This is a genomic window from uncultured Anaerococcus sp. (assembly GCF_947253225.1).
Lineage (GTDB): Bacteria > Bacillota > Clostridia > Tissierellales > Peptoniphilaceae > Anaerococcus.
This window is the reverse complement of record NZ_CAMXYR010000027.1, coordinates 1-20,778: the sequence shown is the minus strand read 5'-3', so window position 1 is coordinate 20,778 and position 20,778 is coordinate 1. Positions and strand designations below refer to the sequence as shown.

General features: G+C 36.8%; 15 protein-coding genes. 6 read left to right on the top strand and 9 right to left on the bottom strand.

Annotation, left to right across the window (positions count from 1 at the left end):
• Positions 1-124: 124 nt before the first annotated feature.
• The 3 genes from tpx (at position 125) to Q0W95_RS04655 (ending at position 2,135) form a co-directional block, all read left to right on the top strand.
• On the top strand, positions 125-625 hold the full coding sequence (tpx, locus tag Q0W95_RS04665) for a thiol peroxidase (RefSeq protein WP_297790361.1): 501 nt from the start codon (positions 125-127) through the stop codon (positions 623-625).
• A gap of 72 nt (positions 626-697) precedes the next feature.
• Positions 698-1,087: a PH domain-containing protein gene (locus Q0W95_RS04660; RefSeq protein ID WP_297790359.1), complete on the top strand. Its 390-nt coding sequence runs from the start codon at positions 698-700 to the stop codon at positions 1,085-1,087.
• Positions 1,088-1,151: 64 nt separating this feature from the next.
• On the top strand, positions 1,152-2,135 hold the full coding sequence (locus Q0W95_RS04655) for an alpha/beta hydrolase (RefSeq protein ID WP_297790357.1): 984 nt from the start codon (positions 1,152-1,154) through the stop codon (positions 2,133-2,135).
• Positions 2,136-2,222: 87 nt separating this feature from the next.
• Here the strand turns inward: Q0W95_RS04655 and Q0W95_RS04650 are convergent, their stop codons facing one another.
• On the bottom strand, positions 2,223-3,560 hold the full coding sequence (locus Q0W95_RS04650) for an MATE family efflux transporter (RefSeq protein WP_297790355.1): 1,338 nt from the start codon (positions 3,558-3,560) through the stop codon (positions 2,223-2,225).
• Positions 3,561-3,604: 44 nt separating this feature from the next.
• Positions 3,605-4,897: a ClC family H(+)/Cl(-) exchange transporter gene (locus Q0W95_RS04645; RefSeq protein ID WP_297790353.1), complete on the bottom strand. Its 1,293-nt coding sequence runs from the start codon at positions 4,895-4,897 to the stop codon at positions 3,605-3,607.
• Between the two features lie 132 nt (positions 4,898-5,029).
• Here Q0W95_RS04645 and Q0W95_RS04640 point away from each other — a divergent pair, with 132 nt between their 5' ends.
• On the top strand, positions 5,030-6,154 hold the full coding sequence (locus tag Q0W95_RS04640; protein ID WP_297790351.1) for an aldo/keto reductase: 1,125 nt from the start codon (positions 5,030-5,032) through the stop codon (positions 6,152-6,154).
• 201 nt (positions 6,155-6,355) lie between these two features.
• Here Q0W95_RS04640 and rpoC read toward each other — a convergent pair whose 3' ends face one another.
• The 3 genes from rpoC to Q0W95_RS04625 all read right to left on the bottom strand — a co-directional run bounded on the left by rpoC (position 6,356) and on the right by Q0W95_RS04625 (position 14,361).
• Positions 6,356-9,916, bottom strand: a complete 3,561-nt coding sequence (rpoC, locus tag Q0W95_RS04635; RefSeq protein WP_297790349.1) for a DNA-directed RNA polymerase subunit beta' — start codon at positions 9,914-9,916, stop codon at positions 6,356-6,358.
• Between the two features lie 8 nt (positions 9,917-9,924).
• Positions 9,925-13,644 (bottom strand): DNA-directed RNA polymerase subunit beta, encoded by a 3,720-nt coding sequence (locus tag Q0W95_RS04630; protein ID WP_297790348.1) that lies wholly within the window; start codon positions 13,642-13,644, stop codon positions 9,925-9,927.
• A gap of 207 nt (positions 13,645-13,851) precedes the next feature.
• Positions 13,852-14,361: a nitroreductase family protein gene (locus Q0W95_RS04625; RefSeq protein ID WP_297790347.1), complete on the bottom strand. Its 510-nt coding sequence runs from the start codon at positions 14,359-14,361 to the stop codon at positions 13,852-13,854.
• A gap of 100 nt (positions 14,362-14,461) precedes the next feature.
• Between Q0W95_RS04625 and Q0W95_RS04620 the strand changes: the two genes are divergently transcribed.
• Positions 14,462-15,328, top strand: coding sequence for a hypothetical protein (locus tag Q0W95_RS04620; RefSeq protein WP_297790346.1), 867 nt, complete (start codon positions 14,462-14,464; stop codon positions 15,326-15,328).
• Positions 15,329-15,395: 67 nt separating this feature from the next.
• A complete protein-coding gene (locus Q0W95_RS04615) occupies positions 15,396-17,294 on the top strand; it encodes a fructose-1,6-bisphosphatase (RefSeq protein WP_297790345.1) in 1,899 nt (632 codons plus the stop codon).
• Between the two features lie 61 nt (positions 17,295-17,355).
• On the opposite strand, the gene Q0W95_RS04610 is transcribed toward Q0W95_RS04615, so the two are convergent.
• The 4 genes from Q0W95_RS04610 to Q0W95_RS04595 all read right to left on the bottom strand — a co-directional run bounded on the left by Q0W95_RS04610 (position 17,356) and on the right by Q0W95_RS04595 (position 20,506).
• Complete coding sequence (locus tag Q0W95_RS04610; protein WP_297790344.1) at positions 17,356-17,883, bottom strand: peptidylprolyl isomerase; 528 nt, start codon at positions 17,881-17,883, stop codon at positions 17,356-17,358.
• 9 nt (positions 17,884-17,892) lie between these two features.
• Positions 17,893-19,248, bottom strand: a complete 1,356-nt coding sequence (locus Q0W95_RS04605) for a PFL family protein (RefSeq protein ID WP_297790343.1) — start codon at positions 19,246-19,248, stop codon at positions 17,893-17,895.
• Position 19,249: 1 nt separating this feature from the next.
• Positions 19,250-19,519 (bottom strand): ACT domain-containing protein, encoded by a 270-nt coding sequence (locus tag Q0W95_RS04600; protein ID WP_297790342.1) that lies wholly within the window; start codon positions 19,517-19,519, stop codon positions 19,250-19,252.
• Between the two features lie 126 nt (positions 19,520-19,645).
• Complete coding sequence (locus Q0W95_RS04595) at positions 19,646-20,506, bottom strand: SH3 domain-containing protein (RefSeq protein WP_297790341.1); 861 nt, start codon at positions 20,504-20,506, stop codon at positions 19,646-19,648.
• Between the last annotated feature and the right edge of the window lie 272 nt (positions 20,507-20,778).

Below are 20,778 nucleotides of genomic sequence, written 5' to 3'. Positions count from 1 at the left end.
CTATCATTATTTTTCATCACAATAATAATTCCTATCAATATCTTAAAACTCATATTTCCATTTACATATTATTTTAACAAAATTTGGGTATAATATTATTATTAAAGATTATATAGGAGGAAATATGAATATTACATTTGCAGGAGATAAAATAACACTTTTAGGAAATCAAGTAAAAAAAGGCGACAAAGCACCAGCTTTCACAGCTACAAAAAACGATCTTTCTGATTTTAAGTCTGAAGACCTACTAGGTAAGGTTGTTGTTTACTCTATCGCTCCATCCCTAGATACAAGCGTTTGTGCTATCCAAGCCAAGAAATTCAACAAGGATGCCCTAGACCTATCAGATGATGTAAGAATAGTTACAATCACTGAGGATCTTCCATTTGCTCAAGCAAGATTTTGCTCAAATGAAGATATCAAAAACCTTGAGATGGTTTCAGACTACAAGGAAAGAGAATTTGGAAATAAGTATGGTTTCCTAATTGATGAGCTAAAACTTCTAACAAGGGGAATAGTTATTGTAGATAAGGAAGGCGTAATCCAATACGTTGAATATGTACCAGAAGTTACTAATGAAGTAGACTTTGCTACAGCCCTTGCAGAAGTTAAAAAATTAATCTAACTCTGATAATGGATCTAACTCGGGCTTTGCTCGAGTTTTTTGTTTATTAACTTTGATATAAAAGGAGAATTTATGCCAGTAATAGGAAGTGGGATTGTTGGAGATTCCAACACTTTTAATCTCAAACAAATTAATATAAGCAAGGTAAGAAAAGAAGTCTTGGATTTTTTGGTTGCAGGAGAGGACTTGATTCAAGCCTTTGAAACTATTAGAGACCAAGTGATTTTTACCAGCAAGAGGATAATTGTAGTAAATGTCCAGGGGATAACGGGTAAGAAAAAATCCTACATCTCCTACCCTTACTCCAAAGTCCAATATTTCGGTGTGGAAACTGCGGGAATGCTTGATATTGATAGCGAATTAATCCTTGCCTTTAATGACGGTAGCAAATTAAGCTTCGATTTTAGGTCGAATGTTGATATTATCCAAATTTCTAAGTGCATAGCTGACTTCGTTCTCTAGCTTGTTGACTTTTTAGCTATAAAGTTATAAAATATATTCATCTAGTTTTAATAACGAGGTGAATATGAAATTATTTAATAAACTTTGGAAGAAAATTCTAGTCGTATGTGTGCTTTTGTCAGTAAGTTCGACTTATTTTATCGGGTCATATTTTGTAAATTATGCCCTTGTCGCCAATTCTGGTGGGAAAAATCGACCTGATAAGAAAAATCTTTCCTCAGAGGAAACTATTAAGGAAAAGCGTAAAAAAGACCTAGAATATATGAGAGATAAGTGGCTTGTGGATGTGGCAAGCCTAACTAAAGATGTTGGTATAAGAACAAGTGATGGACTGAATTTGTATGGACATACCTATAGCCAACCCAAAAAAACGGATAAGTGGATTATTCTAGTTCATGGCTATCAGTCTAGTGAGAAGAAGGCTCAGATGTTAGGAGCTAATTTTTACAAACTAGGGTACAACGTCCTCACCTATAGTTTGAGAGGACATGAACCGAGTGATGGCAAATATATTGGTATGGGAGGTAAAGATAGCGAGGACTTATTAAAATTTGTGGACTATATTCTAAAGATTAATCCCCATGCTCAGATAACCCTCCATGGCACATCTATGGGAGGTGCAACGGTTCTAAACGCTTCAGGATTTGATTTGCCAAAAAACATTACTAGCATAATTGATGACTGTGGTTATAGCTCCTTGTGGGAAATATTTGCTAAGGAATTAAGTCTAAGATTTAATCTTCCAAGCTTTCCTGTCCTCAATATGGCAAATACTATGGCTCAAATCAAGGCTGGTCTTAACATAAAAGAAATTAATCCTATTGACCAAGTATCTAAATCTAAAGTGCCTATTATGTTTATCCACACCACAGGTGATGACTTCATACCTAAGGAGATGGCTGATGAGATGTTTGAAAAAAAGAAGGGGATTAAGGAAAAATTAATTATCCAAGGCTTTCGTCATGCAGATGCAGTCTATGCTGATAAGGACTACTTCAAAAAAATAGATGACTTTATTAAGAAAAATTCTGTAAATCCCAACAAATAATATAAAGTGATTAATAACTCTAAAATTTTATAGGTAAATTTCAATCTGCCCCAAAAGTTAGGTACAAAACTAACTTCTGGGGTTTTTTTAATATTTCAACTTATACTGGTCTTTCTCTATCATTTTATAATAACTTGTTGAGATTATAAGATTAGAGAACCAACCAATAGGAACTGCGTACCATACCATTTGAACCCCTATTTTATGGGCAAGGGTCATGGATAAGCTTACTCTTATAAAAAGATTTATTAAATTTGCAAGGGTGAAGATTCTAACATCTCCAACTCCCCTAAGAAGGCCATCTACGCAATGTTTACTGCCAACTAGGATAAAGAAAAAAGCAATGAAGTTTAGGTAGGAATTGGCTGTTAATAAGGTATTTGCTGAGGAATTTTCATTCATAAACCAGCTAGTTATTGTCGCATAGTTTAATTTCAAACAAATAAATATCAAAAGACAATATCCTAAGACTATAGCAAGGGAAGCCCTAAGTCCTTTTTTAATTCTATCAAGCTTACTTGCCCCGACATTCTGTGAAGTATAGGAAGATACTGCATTTCCCAGACTTGTTATAGGTACAATTATTAGGCTTTCTACCCTCATAGCTGCCGAAAATCCTGCTAATATCTCAACTCCAAAGGAATTTACTACTGATTGAACAAGGAGTTGACCAATGGTAATGGTTGATTGCTGAATTATGGATGGAATGGCAAGCTTTGTTATAAGGTTAAACTCTTCCAAATCAAATATTTTATTGACCCTTATGTCAAATTTCCTTAGATGGTTAATAAATACCAAAAAAGAAAAAATAGCTGATAAACCTTGAGCTAGGAGGGTTGCGTAAGCTGCTCCTCTTATGCCCATTTCTAAGTCCCTAACCATATAAATGTCTAAGATAACATTTAATATGGATGAAAAAATCAAGAAATATAAGGGGATTTTTGATTCCCCCAAGGCTTGATAGAGAGATGAAATAATGTTGTACATGAACAAAAATGGTAGGCCATAAAAGTAAATATTTAGATAAAGAACAGACATATCCATAATATCTGCTGGCGTTTGAAGTATTGTCATTAATTTTTCAGAAAATATCAGGCCAAAGATAGAAAGAATTACTGATAAGGACAAAAACCCAAGCATGGATGTATAAATCGCACTTTTCATTCTCTTATAGTCTCTTGATCCAAAATATCTAGCTATGAGAACAGATGCCCCCGCCCCACCCCCAACAGCTATACAAATGAAAATTGTAGTTAGGGCAAAGCTCGCCCCAATAGATGCGAGGGCAGCCTCTCCTACATATTTTCCGACGACGGCAGAGTCGACAAAGGTATAGATTTGCTGAAAAAGCGAACCAATAACCATAGGAAGGGCAAATCTTATAAGAGCCTTGCTTGGCTTATCGTTTGTAAGGTAATGATCCATTATTGCTCCTTTTATATATTAGAAAAAAGGGAAAATTCCTTTTCTTACTTTCTAATCATCAATTCATACAAGTGTTCATAGAAAGGCTTAGACTTGCAAAGTTCTGCTATACTATAAGCTACAAGGCTTACTACAGAAATTCCCAACAGATAATCAAAAGCCCCACCTGTCATTTCTACTACAAGTATTATAGCTGTAATCGGCGCCCTAACTATGGCAGAAAAATGTCCACACATGCCCAAGATGCTAAAAACAAAAATATAAGATGGGTCAAGTAAGCCTAGCATAACAAGCGAAGTCGCTACTATATTTCCCACAAGCGATCCTATTACAAGTAAAGGCACCAAACTTCCTCCAGGTACGCCCACTCCGAAGGCAAGACTTAGGAGAAAAATTTTCATAAAATAGAAAAAGATAAGTTTTGTCAATCCTATATTCCCAGTTCTTGCTAGAAATATGAATTCTTCGCTTGATGCAAATAGGTTTATATCCATCATCAAAACCACAGCAGTTACCAAAAAAGGAATTATGTATTTGATGTAGGGACTTATTTTTATTTTCTTAAAGACATCCTTAGAGCCAATTACACAATAATTGAAAAATACGCCAGAAAGTCCAACAATTATCCCCAAAACTGCTAAAATCCCAATCATTGATAGGTTCATTACCTTAAAGGCTGGCACATCTACCAAGGCTGGGTGGTTGCCAAAGACGAGGTCAGATGTTATAACTGCTGTGAAAATCGTGATAGCTGTTGATAAAAACACCTTCCTGTCAGTTTTTTTGAAGATTTCTTCAATTGTGAAAAGAACTCCTGCTATAGGTGCGTTAAAGGCAACAGCGATTCCTGCTCCTGCAGCAGAGCCTATAAAATACCTCTTATCCTCCTTAGACTTGGTTCTCTTATGGACAATATCTCCAACAAGACCTCCAATTTGGACAGATGGTCCTTCCCTACCAAGGGTCAAACCTGAGCCTATTGTAATAACACTTGCTATAAATTTTCTAATCAAGGTTTTTTCAGAACAAACCTTAAACTTATCGTCAAGCATCCCATAGATTATAGGAATCCCAGAGCCGTTAATATTCGGATCTTTCCTAGATAAATAATAAATAAAAGTCCCAATTAAAATAAATAAACAAGCTATTAGAACATAAATACCAATGTTTCCATTGGCCTTACTAAAGATATCAATCATTATTGTAGATAAAAAGTGTATAGACTTTTTAAAAGTTCCTATAACAAGGCCAACTACAATTCCTGTCAAAACAAAAGAAAGAATAGTGGAAAGTTCCTTTGACTTATAGGAATATCTGATTTTTGCTTTGTCAATCATACTTCCTCCTTGCCTATAATTATATCAAAACATTTCAAATCAGTTAAGCAAATCTTTGCCTATGATTTTCAAAATATATAAAATTTGTGATACAATTAGATTAACAGGCGGAATTATAGTAAAGGAGTTTATATGAAATATTTTGACTATAAGGAAGAGAAAATCTCAAGGCTTGGTTTTGGTTGCATGAGATTTAAAACTCTTGACGGTGATAATGGAAAAATCGATAAAGAAGAATCAGAAAAAATTATCCTAGAAGCTATTAATAGGGGACTTACATATATAGACACTGCCTACCCCTACCATAAGGGTCAAAGTGAAAAATTTCTGGGAAAATTTTTGGAAAAATACAAGCTTAGGGACGAGATCCAACTTACTAGCAAGCTAGCTTGCTGGTTGGTTAAAGACTATGATGACTTCAATAAATTATTTAATGAACAATTGACCAATCTTAGAACCAATTATCTTGACTTCTACCTCCTCCATTCCCTTGATATCAATCGTTTTAGACAGATGGTAAACCTTGGTATTTTTGACTTTCTTGATGAGATTAAGGCTAAAGGCTTGGTCAAAAACGTAGGATTTTCCTTCCATGATGAATATACTGCCTTTGAAGAAATAATTAAATCCTATCCTTGGGACGTCTGCCAAATCCAATTAAACTACCTTGATATTGACTACCAAGCAGGAATAAGGGGATATCAACTTGCCAAGGCTATGAATATTCCAGTAATTATAATGGAACCAATTAAGGGTGGAAGACTAGCAAACCCTCCTTATGAAATTGTGGAATCTTTAAAAGAATTCACTGACCTCTCTCCCGCCCAAGAGGCTCTCAAATTCCCCCTAAGTCTTGATAATGTGATGACAGTATTATCAGCAATGAACAACCTAGACCAAGTTAGGGAAAATATAGAAATCGCAAGTGAAGTTTCTTATGATTCTTTGACTAAAGACGACCGAGCCTTCTACGAAAAAGCTAGACTTATCTATAAAAACAGGGAGCAGATCGCCTGTACTTCTTGCCAATACTGCCTACCTTGCACAGTTGGAATCAATATCCCTAAAGTCTTCAGTCTATGGAACAAGGCATACCTCTATGATGAGAAAGATAAGTCCAGGAAAGCCTACGAAACATACCTAACAGAAGGAATTGACCCAAACAAATGTATCAAATGTGGCAAATGCGAGAAAGTCTGCCCTCAAAACCTAAAAATTACCGAAGGACTTAGGATGGCTGATAAATTCTTGAAATGATAATAAATATAGTAAAACTCAAAGCCTAGTTTCAACTATAGCTTTAACCTTGATTTTAAGGCCTAAAATTTTACCTATATCTTAATATCAGTAACCATTAACTTAATTGCAAAGAAAAAAGCCCACAAGCTCTGACTTCATCCCAAAATCTACATAAGTATTTTGAGGTTAAAGAAGTTTAGCTTGTGGGCTTAATTTTATTTAATTTTCTACGACTTCTTCGTCTTCTGCTTCAATAGCTTCAATGTTCATTGCTATTTGTGCGTCTTCTGCTTCTTTGGTTTCATAGTCTATTTCTACATCGTTGTAGGCTTTTAGACCTGTACCTGCAGGGATTAGTTTACCTATGATGATATTTTCTTTTAGTCCCTTGAGGTCGTCTATCTTGCCCTTGATTGATGCATCAGTAAGAACTCTTGTTGTTTCTTGGAAGGATGCAGCTGATAGCCAGCTTTCTGTGGCAAGAGATGCCTTGGTAATACCAAGTAATTCTTGGCTATAGGTTGCTTGCTCTTTGCCTTCTTCGAGCATTTTTTCATTTTCGATATCAACTTCACGTCTATCTTGGAGAGATCCTGGGAGGAATTTTGTATCTCCAGACTCTTCTATCTTAACTTTTTTGAGCATTTGACGTGCTATAACTTCGATGTGCCTATCGTCTATTTCTACACCTTGTAGTCTATATACTTTTTGAACTTCCTTGGTTATATAATCTTGGACTCCGACTTTTCCTAAAACATTCAATACATCGTGTGGGTCGAGAGAACCTTCAGTTAGTTGATCTCCCTTTCTTACCACATCTCCATCTCTTACAAGGATTCTTGAACCGAATGGAATATTGTACTTTTTGGCAAAGCCATCGTCTGATAGGATTTCTACATCTGTTTTCTTTTCATTTTGGATAAGGGTAACTGTACCTGAGTTTTCTGCAATATAAGCAAGTCCCTTAGGTTTTCTTGCTTCAAACAACTCTTCAACCCTTGGAAGACCTTGGGTAATTCCAACGCCTGCTATACCACCTGAGTGGAAGGTTCTCATGGTTAGCTGAGTACCAGGTTCTCCGATTGATTGAGCTGCTATAATTCCTACAGCCTCACCAGCATTGACGTGCTTGCCTGTTGCAAGGTTTCTACCATAGCAAGCCGCACACACACCATGCTTAGCCTTACATTCTAATACTGAACGAAGTTTTACTTCCTTAATTCCAGCATCAATTATCTTATCTGCCATATCTTCGTCGATTAGCTCATCCTTGTGAACAATAACCTCACCATTTTCATCTCTGATTTCCTCAAAAGATGTTCTACCAGTGATTCTTGTTTGAAGGTTTTCTATAAGTTCGTTACCGTCCTTAAACTCGTGAGCAACAACATAGCCATCTGTATGGCAATCATCTTCTGTTACGATAACGTCTTGAGAGATATCTACCATCCTTCTAGTTAGGTAACCAGAGTCGGCAGTTCTAAGGGCAGTATCTGTTAGACCCTTACGAGAACCGTGGGTTGAGATAAAGTATTCTTGTACTGAAAGACCTTCCCTAAAGTTAGCCTTGATTGGGATTTCTATTATCTTACCATCGGCTTGACTCATAAGTCCACGCATACCACCTAGCTGTCTGATTTGGTTGGTAGAACCACGGGCACCAGAGTCAGCAAATATTTTGATGTTGTTATCTGACTTTAGGTCATTGAGCAAGGCATCTGTTACAAGGTTTGTTGTCTTGCCCCAAATATCTATTACTTTTTCGTATCTTTCTTGGTCAGTTATGAGTCCTCTTCTATAAAGTTTATCATACTTGTCAACCTCAGCATCTGCCTTGCCAATCAAATCCCATTTTTCTTTAGGAATATTAACGTCTGACATTGATACTGTAAGTCCTGATAGGGTTGAGTACTTATAGCCTGTTTGTTTGATATAGTCAAGAACTTCAGCAGTCTTTATATTGCCATGCTTTCTGAAACATTTATCTACTATATCTTTCAAAGTTCCAGAATCAGCGACCATATCTATCTCTAATGAGTATGGATCTTCTTTTCTATTTACATAGCCCAAGTCTTGAGGGATACCTTGATTGTAGATAAATCTACCCACAGATGATTCTACGATTTTACCAGGATCTTGCGGATCTTTTTTTATCCTCACAGAAACCTTGGCCTGAAATTCTACATAACCTGCAGTTAGGGCCTTCATCATCTCATCTATAGATTCAAATACCATTCCTTCGCCCTTAGCACCTTCCTTGATTGTAGTTAGGTAATAAGCGCCAAGTACCATATCTTGAGATGGAGTTGTGATTGGCTTACCATCTTTTAAACCTAGGATGTTGTTGGTTGACATCATCAAAAGTCTAGCTTCTATTTGGGCTTCATTTGATAGTGGCAAGTGGATAGCCATTTGGTCTCCGTCAAAGTCCGCATTGAAGGCATTACAAGCTAGAGGATGAAGCTTGATAGCCTTACCTTCTACAAGCTTTGGTTCAAAAGCTTGAATACCAAGTCTGTGAAGAGTAGGGGCACGGTTTAGGAGAACTGGATGGTCTTTTATAACTTCTTCGAGTATCTCATACACCCTTGGGTCTTTCTTTTCTACCATTTTCTTAGCAGATTTTAGGTTATGAGCCATACCGCAATCTACAACCTTGTTCATAATAAATGGCTTGAAAAGCTCAAGCGCCATCTCTTGAGGAAGTCCGCATTGGTTAAACTTTAGGTCTGGTCCAACTACGATTACAGAACGACCTGAGTAGTCGACCCTTTTACCTAGAAGGTTTTGTCTAAACCTACCTGACTTACCCTTTAGGAGGTCTGATAGAGATTTCATATTTCTATTTGACGCACCAGTTACAGCACGTCCTCTTCTACCATTGTCAATTAGGGCATCAACTGCTTCTTGGAGCATCCTTTTCTCATTACGAACAATAATCTCTGGTGCTCCGATATCAAGTAGTCTTTTTAGTCTGTTATTTCTATTTATTACACGTCTATAGAGGTCATTTAGGTCGCTTGTCGCAAATCTTCCACCTTCAAGCTGAACCATTGGTCTTAGTTCTGGTGGCATTACTGGAAGCACATCCAGAATCATCCATTCAGGTTTGTTGCCACTTGTAAGGAAGGCATCTACAACTTCGAGCCTTCTTGACACCCTAACTTTCTTTTGGCCAGTTGATTCGTCAAGTTCTTTTAGAAGAAGTTCATATTCTCTCTTGAGGTCAATATTTGTTAGAAGCTCTTTAACAGCTTCAGCTCCCATGGCTGCCTTAAATTCCGTGTCATCTGGATAGGCTTCGATTACATCTTGGTACTCATTTTCGGAAATTTCTTGTTTTTCCATAAGGTCTGTTGAACCAGGATTTATAACAACATAAGATGCAAAGTAGAGAATTTTTTCTAGTACTCTTGGGCTCATATCCAAGAGTAGACCCATCTTAGAAGGTATTCCTTTAAAATACCAAATATGACTTACAGGTGCTGCTAGTTCAATGTGACCCATTCTTTCACGACGAACCTTAGATTTAGTTACCTCTACCCCACATTTTTCACAAACTACACCCTTATATCTAATTCTCTTGTACTTTCCACAAGAACATTCGTAATCCTTAGTAGGTCCAAAGATTTTCTCACAGAAAAGTCCGTCTTTTTCTGGTTTTAGGGTTCTATAGTTGATAGTCTCAGGCTTTTTAACTTCGCCATGAGACCATGATCTAATTTTTTCAGCGGATGCGATTTTCATCCTCATCCCATCAAATTGGTTTAATTCGCTCATTTATACCCCTATTCTTCTATCTTACTTTCTGGTTGTTCTTCGTCTTCTGACTTAGAAGTAGTTTTTGCTGTTGGTCTTTCCTTAACAGGTTCCTTACCAAGATTACCTGTTATGCTTTTAATCTTTGATGCATCAATCTTGTCTACTTGACTGAACCTATCTTGTTCATCAATGTTTTCTTTAAGTTCGATTACCTCTCCCTCGTTATCAAGTAGTTCTACATCAAGGGCTAGAGATTGGAGTTCCTTGACAAGTACCTTGAATGATTCTGGGGTACCTGGTTCTGGAATATTTTCTCCCTTAACTATTGATTCGTAAGTTTTAACCCTTCCTGTAACATCATCTGATTTTACAGTTAGAATTTCTTGGAGGGTGTGGCTTGCACCATAGGCCTCAAGAGCCCAAACCTCCATCTCTCCGAACCTTTGACCACCGAATTGTGCCTTACCACCTAGTGGTTGTTGGGTAACAAGGGAATAAGGTCCGATTGATCTTGCGTGGATTTTCTCTTCTACCATGTGGTGGAGTTTTAGCATATACATTACACCAACTGTTACAGGGTTTTGAAAAGGAAGCCCTGTCCTACCATCACGAAGGGTAATCTTACCAGTCTTGTTTACATAAGGTGCAACTTTCTTGGCTTCTTCTAGCACTTCTTCTATTTCTGTATCGAGCGCTCCATCGAATACTGGTGTAGCAATCTTCCATCCCATAGTCCTTGCAGCAAGACCCATATGAACTTCAAGTACCTGACCTAGGTTCATACGGCTTGGGATACCAAGTGGGTTTAGGCAGATTTGAAGTGGTGTTCCATCTGGCAAGAATGGCATATCTTCTCTTGGAAGGATACGAGAAACGACACCCTTGTTACCGTGACGACCACACATCTTATCACCTACCATTATCTTTCTTTTGGCAGCTACATACACTCTTATTACTTTATTTACACCTGGAGATAGTTCGTCTCCGTCTTTTTTGTTGTATTCCTTAACATCAACTACGATTCCACTTTCCCCGTGAGGAACTTTGAGGGAAGTATCACGCACTTCACGAGCTTTTTCCCCAAAGATTGCACGAAGAAGTCTTTCTTCTGGTGATAGCTCAGTTTCTCCTTTTGGTGAAACCTTACCTACAAGGATATCCCCACTCTTAACCTCAGCTCCAATTCTTATAATTCCATTTTCGTCAAGGTCTTTTTTCATATCATCGCCGACATTTGGAATATCTTTGGTGATTTCTTCTGCCCCAAGTTTTGTCTCCCTTGCTTCACACTCATGCTCTTCTATGTGAACTGATGTGAGGACATCATCCATTACAAGCTCTTCATTAAGAAGCATAGCATCCTCGAAGTTGTAACCTTCCCAAGTTGTAAAGGCTATGAGGATGTTTTTACCTAAGGCAAGCTCTCCATTTTCTGTTGATGGACCATCTGCAAGGACTTCATTAGCTTCAACCTTATCACCTCTTTTTACAATAGGTCTTTGGTTGATTGTTGTTCCTTGGTTAGCTCTTTCAAATTTTAGTAATTCATAATCTTCAATTTCGCCATCAGAGTCCCTTTTAACTTTGATGTGTTCATCACCAACATAAACTACCTCACCCTTTGACTTAGATACCACACAAACGCCTGAATCCTTGGCTGCCCTGTGTTCAATACCTGTAGCTACTATTGGTGCTTCTGTTTTAATTAGTGGCACGGCCTGACGTTGCATGTTGGCACCCATCAAGGCACGGGTAGAGTCGTCGTTTTCTAGGAAAGGTATTAAGCTTGCTCCAACAGAAACTATCTGTTGAGGTGATACGTCCATGTATTGGATCTTTTCTCTAGGATAAATATCATTTTCACCCTTTAGACCACGACCTGAAACTCTGTCATTTACGAATCTATTATCTTCATCAAGTGGCTCGTTGGCTTGGGCTATGATAAAGTTATCTTCAATATCTGCTGTTAGATAGTCAATTTCATCAGTAACAATACCGCCTTCTTTTACAAGCCTATAAGGGGTTTCGATAAAACCATACTTATTAACTCTCGCATAGGTTGTAAGAGAGGTTATAAGACCGATGTTTGGTCCTTCTGGGGTTTCTATAGGACAAATTCTACCATAGTGGGAATCGTGTACGTCCCTTACCTCAACTCCTGCCCTATCTCTTGACAAACCACCAGGTCCTAGAGCAGATAGCCTTCTCTTGTGGGTTAGCTCACTCATAGGATTGGTTTGATCCATGAATTGGGAAAGTTGGGATGAACCAAAGAATTCCTTGATAACTGCTGTAACTGGTTTGATATTTATTAAACCTTGTGGGGTAGCAAGATCTGGATCTTGGGTTGTCATTCTTTCACGAACAACTCTTTCCATTCTAGCAAGTCCCACCCTAAACTGGTTTTGAAGAAGCTCTCCAACTCCTCTGACACGTCTATTGCCCAAATGGTCAATATCATCTACTGAGCCTATTCCTTCAAAAAGGTTGAATTGATAGTTTACAACTGCAAGGATATCGGACTTGGTAATGTGTTTTGGACATAGCTCTTTTTTTCTTCTTTCCATAAGAGTCTTAATCTCTTCAGGATTTTGAGCTTCATCAATTATTTCTCTCATTACTGGGAAATAAACTTTTTCGCTAAATTCATCTATATTGATATCAATATCTTTTAGCTCTTCAAAAGAATTTATATCAACAAAGTTGTTACCAACAACCCTCAAAACCTTGTCTTCATCTGTATATTCGTCTTTTTTGATAACGTCAACAGTTACAATTCCTGCATTTTCGATAGCTTGGGCAGTTTGACTATCAATCACATCTCCTGCAGCCACGAAAAACTCACCTGTTTCTGGATCAATGATGTCGTCTTTGGCTCTTAATCCTTCAATTCTGTTAGCAAGAGCAAGTTTTAGGTTATACTTGTACCTACCAACCCTTGCAAGGTCGTATCTCCTATCATCAAACAAGAGGTTGTTGATAAGGTTAGTTGCAGACTCAACGCTCGCAGGATCCCCAGGCTTTAGCTTTCTATATATTTCTATTAAAGCCTCTTCGCTTGTTTCTGAATTTTCTTTTTCTAAGGTATTTCTCAAATGCTTGGTATCACCAATAGCATTAATTATCTCTTCATCACTTTCAAATAAAAGCGCACGAACTAAAGTAGTCGCTGGAAGTTTCCTAGTCCTATCTAGTCTAACATTAACTGTATGGCTTGCATCTGTATCAAATTCAATCCAAGCACCACGGTTAGGTATTACTGTAGAAGAATACATCTTATCTCCAGCTTTGTCAGTTTCTTCTGCATAATAAACACCAGGAGATCTGACAAGCTGACTAACTATAACTCTCTCAGCTCCGTTAATAACAAAAGTTGCAGAATCTGTCATCATAGGGAAATCTCCCATGAATACTTCTTGTTCCTTAACTTCTTCAGTTTCCTTATTAATAAGTCTAGCCTTAACCTTTAGGTCTCTGGCATAAGTTGCATCCTTGTATTTGGATTCTTTTACAGAATACTTGGTATCTTTATCAAATTCATAACCAATAAATTCTAGGATGAGGTTACCATTGTAGTCTTCAATTGGGGAAATATCTTCTAGGATTTCACCAAGACCCTCTTTGAGGAACCATTCATATGAATCTTTTTGTACTTTTAATAAATTTGGTAAATCTAATACTTGAGGAAATTTAGAAAAACTCTTTCTCTTAGTTCTTCCAAACATTTGTTCATGGAATTGGGCCATTAATCATTACTCCTTGTCTGTTTGCACGCCTTTTTAATCTTGTAAAAGCTCTGCGAAATAACTACTTAAAAAAATAAAAAAATCTCGATAAATAGATTTCTAGCAATTGTTAATTATACCATAAAATAATCAACCATTCAAGTCCTTAGTCGAGATTCCTTTCTTTTCTTCTTAAAATTTTCGGGCAAATATTATTAATATGAAGTTTTATAAAACAAAATTCGTCTTGATTTCATGGTGTTTTGGCAAAACTTCTTCATCTATATGTCCAACTATCACACCACTTACAGGATAAAATCCATCATCAAGGTCAAGCTTTTCTATGTACTTGCCCTCCTTGCCTATAGAATTGATAGCTCCTCTTATGTAACAAGAACCAAGTCCCATTTCCACAGCCTTTAGGCATATATGTTCTAGTAGACAACCTGCATCTTCAAATCTTGCACTTGTATCTTTTCTTGAAGAAAACAAAATAAAGAGTCCAGCATCATAGAGGGGGTCTTTCTTCTTGCCAGTAACTTTTTGGTACTCACTAACTAAATCTTTCAAAAGATTCTTATCCCTAATCACTGTAAGTCTACAATCATCATAAGCTCCATTAGCAATCGGTGCCTTGTAGGCAGCATCCAAAAGTTTATTTACATCTTCATCACTTACTTTTCGTTCAGTAAACTTCCTATGAGAGACTCTTTTATCAATCACTTGGTCAAATAGCATAACCCCTCCTTTTTTGGCAAATCTTTGGATTAATTATACCTCAATAATTTTTATAAACAAATCAATAATATATGCTATAATTATATTAAATGGAGGCATTATGAAAAAAACTATAAGATTTTTGACAATTATTGGTGGACTATTCAGGTCTATTATTACAATTTTATTTTTATTCGCTAGTATCTTCACAGCCTTTGTAGATAAAAATCTTCTGGCAGGCTTTTTGGATATAGTTGGCTTTTCTAAAATATCCCTAGGCTTTGTAAAACCCCTTGCCATAATTTTCTTACTCTTAGGCTTTATCCTCAACTTTAAGGTAAGTAGAAATATCTTTATTTCTGGAAAAACTGGCAAGAAGAATTTATCTAACATATTTTTCTCGGTATTTTTTATAGTAGCAGACCTTCTTATCCTACTATTTATAAGAGAAAAACTAGTCTATATTCCTATAGCCCTAAATACTCTTGTAATCCTTACATCTATTATGGGACTTAGCGCTAAGGCTAAGGGACTTTACGGCCAAAGCTTTAAGCCGAAAAAATCTAGGGGAAGAGCTCGTAGGAGAGAAAGTATAGAAAGAGCCAAGGCTGGTGAAGTAGAGAATACTTCCGCTACTAATAAGGTAGGAAAAATTGACCCTGGCAAAGTTATTTCCTTAAACTTTGTAGAAGAGGAAAGAAAAAAAGATATATCAGATGAAGAAAAAGCTTCAAATCCAATAGAAAAAGAAGATAAGCTTAGCGTTGAACCTGTAATCATAGAAAAAGACCAGAAGCAAGACCTCAAAGGTGATGATGATAACCTTGATGATGAGGTTTCAAAAGCACAAATAGAAAAAGAGCAGGAGAATAAACTAGACCAAAAGGTGAAAGAACAAATCGATGCCCTTAAAGCCAATACTGATTCTCTAATTAACAAACTAGAAGAAGCTCAAAATAATTTACAAAAAAATGAAGAAAAAGAATGATTAAGGTCATTCTTTTTTATTGCCATAAAAAGGGTATATATTATAGTGATAAGAAAAGAGGAAATTTATGGACAAAAATTATTTAAAATTACTTAAAGATATCTATCCTAACAAAGCTAGTATAAAGGATGAATTGATATCGCTAAACTCAAAGCTCTATCTTCCAAAGGGTACAGAATATTTCTTCTCTGATATCCACGGGGAAAGCCAGGCCTTCCTCCATCTTTTGAGGTCTGCTTCAGGTAACATCAGAGATAAGATTTCCAAACTTTTTGGAGATACTCTGGTCAAGGAAGACCAAGACGAATTAGCAGAACTTATTTATGATCCTATCATGTTTTTGAAAAACCACGCAGAAAACAATTTGTTGACTGAGGACTACCTTACCATTACCATCCACAGACTCATCAACCTCTTTAGGTTCGTGTCAACCAAGTACCCAAAGGCCTATGTAAAAGGAAAGTTCACAGGTTCCTACACCAACATAATAGATGAATTGCTCTATACCAATGATTCAGAGTTTAACAAGAAAGAATACTATGAATCTCTCATAGCAAATATTGTTAAATACAAGTCTGCTAGAGAATTTATCGTATCTCTTTCTAGGCTTATCCAAAGAATTTCTGTAGACAAACTCCATATAGTCGGCGATATCTACGATAGAGGTCCTTCTCCTCACATAATCATGGACGAGCTATTGACCTTTCCTAACGTAGACTTCCAATGGGGCAACCACGATATAGCTTGGATGGGAGCAGCTAGTGGTAACAAGGCCTTAGTTGCAGCTTGTATAGCAAATGCGATTTCCTATAATAACTTCGATATGCTTGAGGATGGTTATGGAATAAACCTTAGACCCCTCCACGAATTTGCCATAAAAACTTACAAAGACGACCCTTGCACACTCTTTATGCCTAGGGTTTACGATAGAAATATTTACGATAATGTAAGTGGAGAAGTCGCTGCCAAGATGTATAAGGCAATATCTGTAATTAGGTTTAAGCTTGATGGAGCTTTAATCAATAGAAATCCCGACTTTAATGTCGATGGGAGAAATTCCCTAACTTTCATAGACTTTGAAAAGAGAACCTACAAGGGTGTAGCTATGAAAGATATGCACTTTCCTACTATTGACCCTAGAAACCCTCTAAAATTGACTGACCAAGAGGAATTTATCATAAATATTTTGACAAGTGATTTTAAGAAAGGCGAAAAACTTAACCGCCATATAAGATTCCTCTACAAGAATGGATCCATGTATAAGACTGAAAATGGGTCCTTACTCTTTCACGGTTGTATTCCTCTCACAGAGGATGGAAAGTTTCAAGAAGTGAGTATCAAGGGGAAAAAATATTCTGGAAGAGCCCTCATGGATGTCTTGGATAAACTTGCAAGAGATGCCTATTTCACAGACGATATTTTTGCCAAGGATGTAATGTGGTATTTGATTAATGGAAGATACTCACCTATTTTTGGCAAGAGTCAATACTCCTATTTTGAAAACCTCTTTGTTGATGACAAAACTCTCAAAAAAGAAGTCTACAATCCCTACTACAAGTTTTGTTCTAGGGAAGAAATTGTGGATATGATTTTGGATGAATTCGAGATTAAAAGTTCCAGAAGAAGAATTATAAATGGTCATGTGCCAGTCAAAGTTGCCAAGGGAGATAGTCCTATTAAGGCTGGTGGTAAGCTCTATGTTATAGATGGCGGTATATCCAAACCCTACCAAGCAAAAACTGGCATAGCTGGCTACACTCTAGTCTTTAACTCCCACCACGTTGCCCTAGCTGAACACAAGTCCTACAAGTCTATCACAGATGACATGTCAAGCTACACCCCAAATATTCGTGAGGTTGAAATTCTTCTACCAAGAATGCTCAAAAAAGATACAGATGAAGGTCAATTAATAAGAGAAAAAATTGAAGTTTTAGAAAACTTATTAGAGATGTACGACAAAAAATAAAAAACCTAGGATATCCTCCTTCACTTAGGCTGAGGGAGGATTTTAAATCCCAGGCTTTTTCTTATTCAATTATTTCAGGCTCCCCATAGTCAACACCAAAAGTTTCAACACTTACAGTTTTCATAACCTGGTCTTGTTTTGGTTTATCTTGAAAGTCTGTATTTGTTTCGGCGATTTCATCTACAACATCCATGCCTTCAATTACCTTGCCAAAGCTTGCATATTGTCCATCCAAGTGAGGGCTATCCTTGTGCATAACAAAAAATTGGCTGCCAGCAGAATCAGGCATCATAGACCTTGCCATAGAAAGAACTCCCCTCTCATGCTTGAGGTCATTTTTGAAGCCATTCATGGCAAATTCTCCCTTAATAGCATAACCAGGCCCACCAATACCTATACCTTCAGGATCTCCGCCTTGAATCATAAAGCCTTTTATTACCCTATGAAAGATTACTCCATCATAAAAATTATGATTTATTAAAGAAATGAAGTTTCTGACTGTATTTGGAGCGATTTCCGGGTAAAGCTCCGCCTTAAACACCTCTCCATTTTCCATCTCAAAAGTTACAATTGGATTTTTATTTTCCATATATCCTCCTTAGTTTTTAAATGAATGAACTGGGGCAGGAATGTGTCCACCCCTCTTAATCATTATATCGGAATTAGAATTTCCAACATCTATGATTGGTGCGTAGCCCAAAAGTCCACCAAATTCTGCATACTCACCAACTTCTTTGCCAACAACTGGTATAATCCTAACCGCTGTAGTCTTTACATTAATCATGCCGATAGCTGCCTCATCTGCAATCATGGCAGCTATTGTTTCAGCACTTGTTGAGCCTGGAATGGCAATCATATCAAGACCCACTGAACATACTGAAGTCATAGCCTCTAGCTTGTCAAAAGTCAAAAATCCACCATCAGTCGCCTTAATCATTGCTTCATCTTCACTTACTGGAATAAAGGCCCCAGAAAGTCCACCAACAGATGCACTCGCCATAAGACCTCCTTTTTTGACAGCATCATTTAGGAGGGCAAGAGCTGCAACCGTTCCATGGCCTCCGACATTATCAATGCCGATTTCCTCAAGGATTCTTCCAACAGAATCTCCAATAGCTGGTGTTGGAGCAAGGGAAAGATCCAAAATACCGAAGTTTTTGCCAAGTCTATGGCAAACTTCACGTCCTACTAGCTCTCCCATTCTAGTAATCTTGAAGGCTGTCTTTTTGATAATTTCACATACCTCGTTGATTGGCAAGTTCTTCTTACCAGAAATTGCTGCCTTAACAACACCAGGTCCAGAAACTCCCATATTAATTACAGTTTCTGCCTCACCAACTCCATGGAAGGCTCCAGCCATGAAAGGATTGTCATCTACCGCATTGCAGAAAACAACAAGCTTGGCACAGCCTAAAGAATCAGTATCAGCTGTCTTTTGAGCCAAATCCTTGATAACTTGCCCACAAAGACCAACTGCATCCATATTGATACCAGCCTTAGTAGAACCAACATTTACACTTGAACAAACTAAGTCTGTTGTAGCTAGAGCATTAGGAATTGATTTAATCAATATTTCATCAGCCTTAGTCATCCCCTTTTGTACAAGTGCTGAAAAACCACCAATAAAATCTACCCCAACATCCTTAGCTGCCTTATCAAGGCACTTAGCAAAAACAGTGTAATCATCTAGGTCAGTAGCTGCAGCTATAAGAGAAATTGGAGTAACAGAAATTCTATTATTAATAATTGGCACTCCATAGATTTTAGAAACTTCCTTAGAAACCTTAATAAAATCCTTAGTTTCTCTCAAAATTTTCTCATAAATCTTATCACAAGCCTTCTTATAATCCTTATCTATACAATCAAAGAGGGAAATTCCCATAGTAAGAGTTCTAATATCGAGATTTTCCTCATCCAACATCTTGATTGTTTCTAAAATATTATTCCTATCCATATTAAATCCTGTGCATAGCCTCAAAGAGCTTTTCGTTTTGAATTCTAATTTCTAGTTTAGTTTCCTCTCCTAATTTATCGAAGGCTTTTCTAATTTCAGAAAAATCTCCACTAGCCTTTGAAAAATCAATATTGAACATACCTGCAAATTGGTCTTCCATGATAGTCTGGCTTAGGTCAAGAATATTTATATTGTATTCATATAAAATCTTTGAAACCTTGTAAATAATTCCTGGTTGATCATTTCCTATAACTGTTAGTATGGCTTTCATCATTTCCTCCTTGCGAGCCTTTTTATACTTATGATTTTACCCTTTTATAAATTAAAGCAAAAAAAATAGTCCACATATAGGACTGGGATGCTTCCAAGTCTTATGTAGACTAGTTTTTATTTTATTTTAGTACCATCCATTATTTGCCCAGAAAGCTTGAGCATTTTCCCAAGAACCATATCTTTGGCTTACATAGGCATCTGCTGCTGCTTCTTGTTCAGCTGGGCTTGCACCGTAGCTTACTAGAGATGGGTTAAGTTGGTATTTTCCGTAATAACCACCTGCTGGGTTGTAAGCTGTGTAAGAACCACCAGATTCTCTTTGAGCTATCCATTCTTTTGCCCAGTTAGAATCTCCTTGGTAGGATTGGCTTTGTTCTTCTTCATAAGTTTCTTGTGGTTGTTCATAGTATGTTGTTTCTTCAACATAATCATAAGTTTGTTGGTTGTTTGCTACTTGAGCTTTATTAGTAGTTGCTTGTGCTTCTTGTTTAGCTTTTGGCTTTGCTTCTTGTTTTTTGTTTTTGTAAGCCTTTAGGAGGTTATTGTAGACGTAACCTTCTTTTCCTTCAAACTTAACCTTAATGAAGCCATTTGCTCCTTCACCAAGAATTTCTACCTTAGTTCCCTTATCTAAAACCTTAAAGATTTCAGAGCCAAGATTTGCTTCTTTTCTGAAGTTTGCTGGTGAAATAACCTCTGTATCCTTAGTTACCTTAAACCAAGGTGTTCCCACGAAAGCTTCTCTTCCGTTAAAGTCAATCTTATACCAACCATCAACACGGCCTAGGATTTCATAAGCTCTGCTATCATCGTTAATTAGACCAATGATGTTATTTTTTTCTGCTGCACTTGATCTAACATTAACTGCATGAGCAACTTCCTTATTAATTACAACGCTGTCTGCCTTTGCTTGTTTAGCTCCTAAACTAATCATAGACGGTAGTACAAGTGCTGCTGCTAGGGCGTATTTAGTGAATTTGTTCATTTTAATCTCCTTATTTTATGTATTTATCTAAATTAATTATTTTCAAATTTGCTTGTAATAATAGTTACAAATTATTAACAACTGCTTTTTACAATTGTTATTGTACCTATAAATTGTGTATATATTATGTGTTTTATCTATTTTTTTCTAACTTTTTTCTTAATCCTTTGAATTCCAACATTTATTTAGTTACAATTTTGTAACTTTTTCTGCAAACTTAGTTTTTTTATAAAATTTTCTTAGAAAATCCTATATCTGTCTCTTATACACAT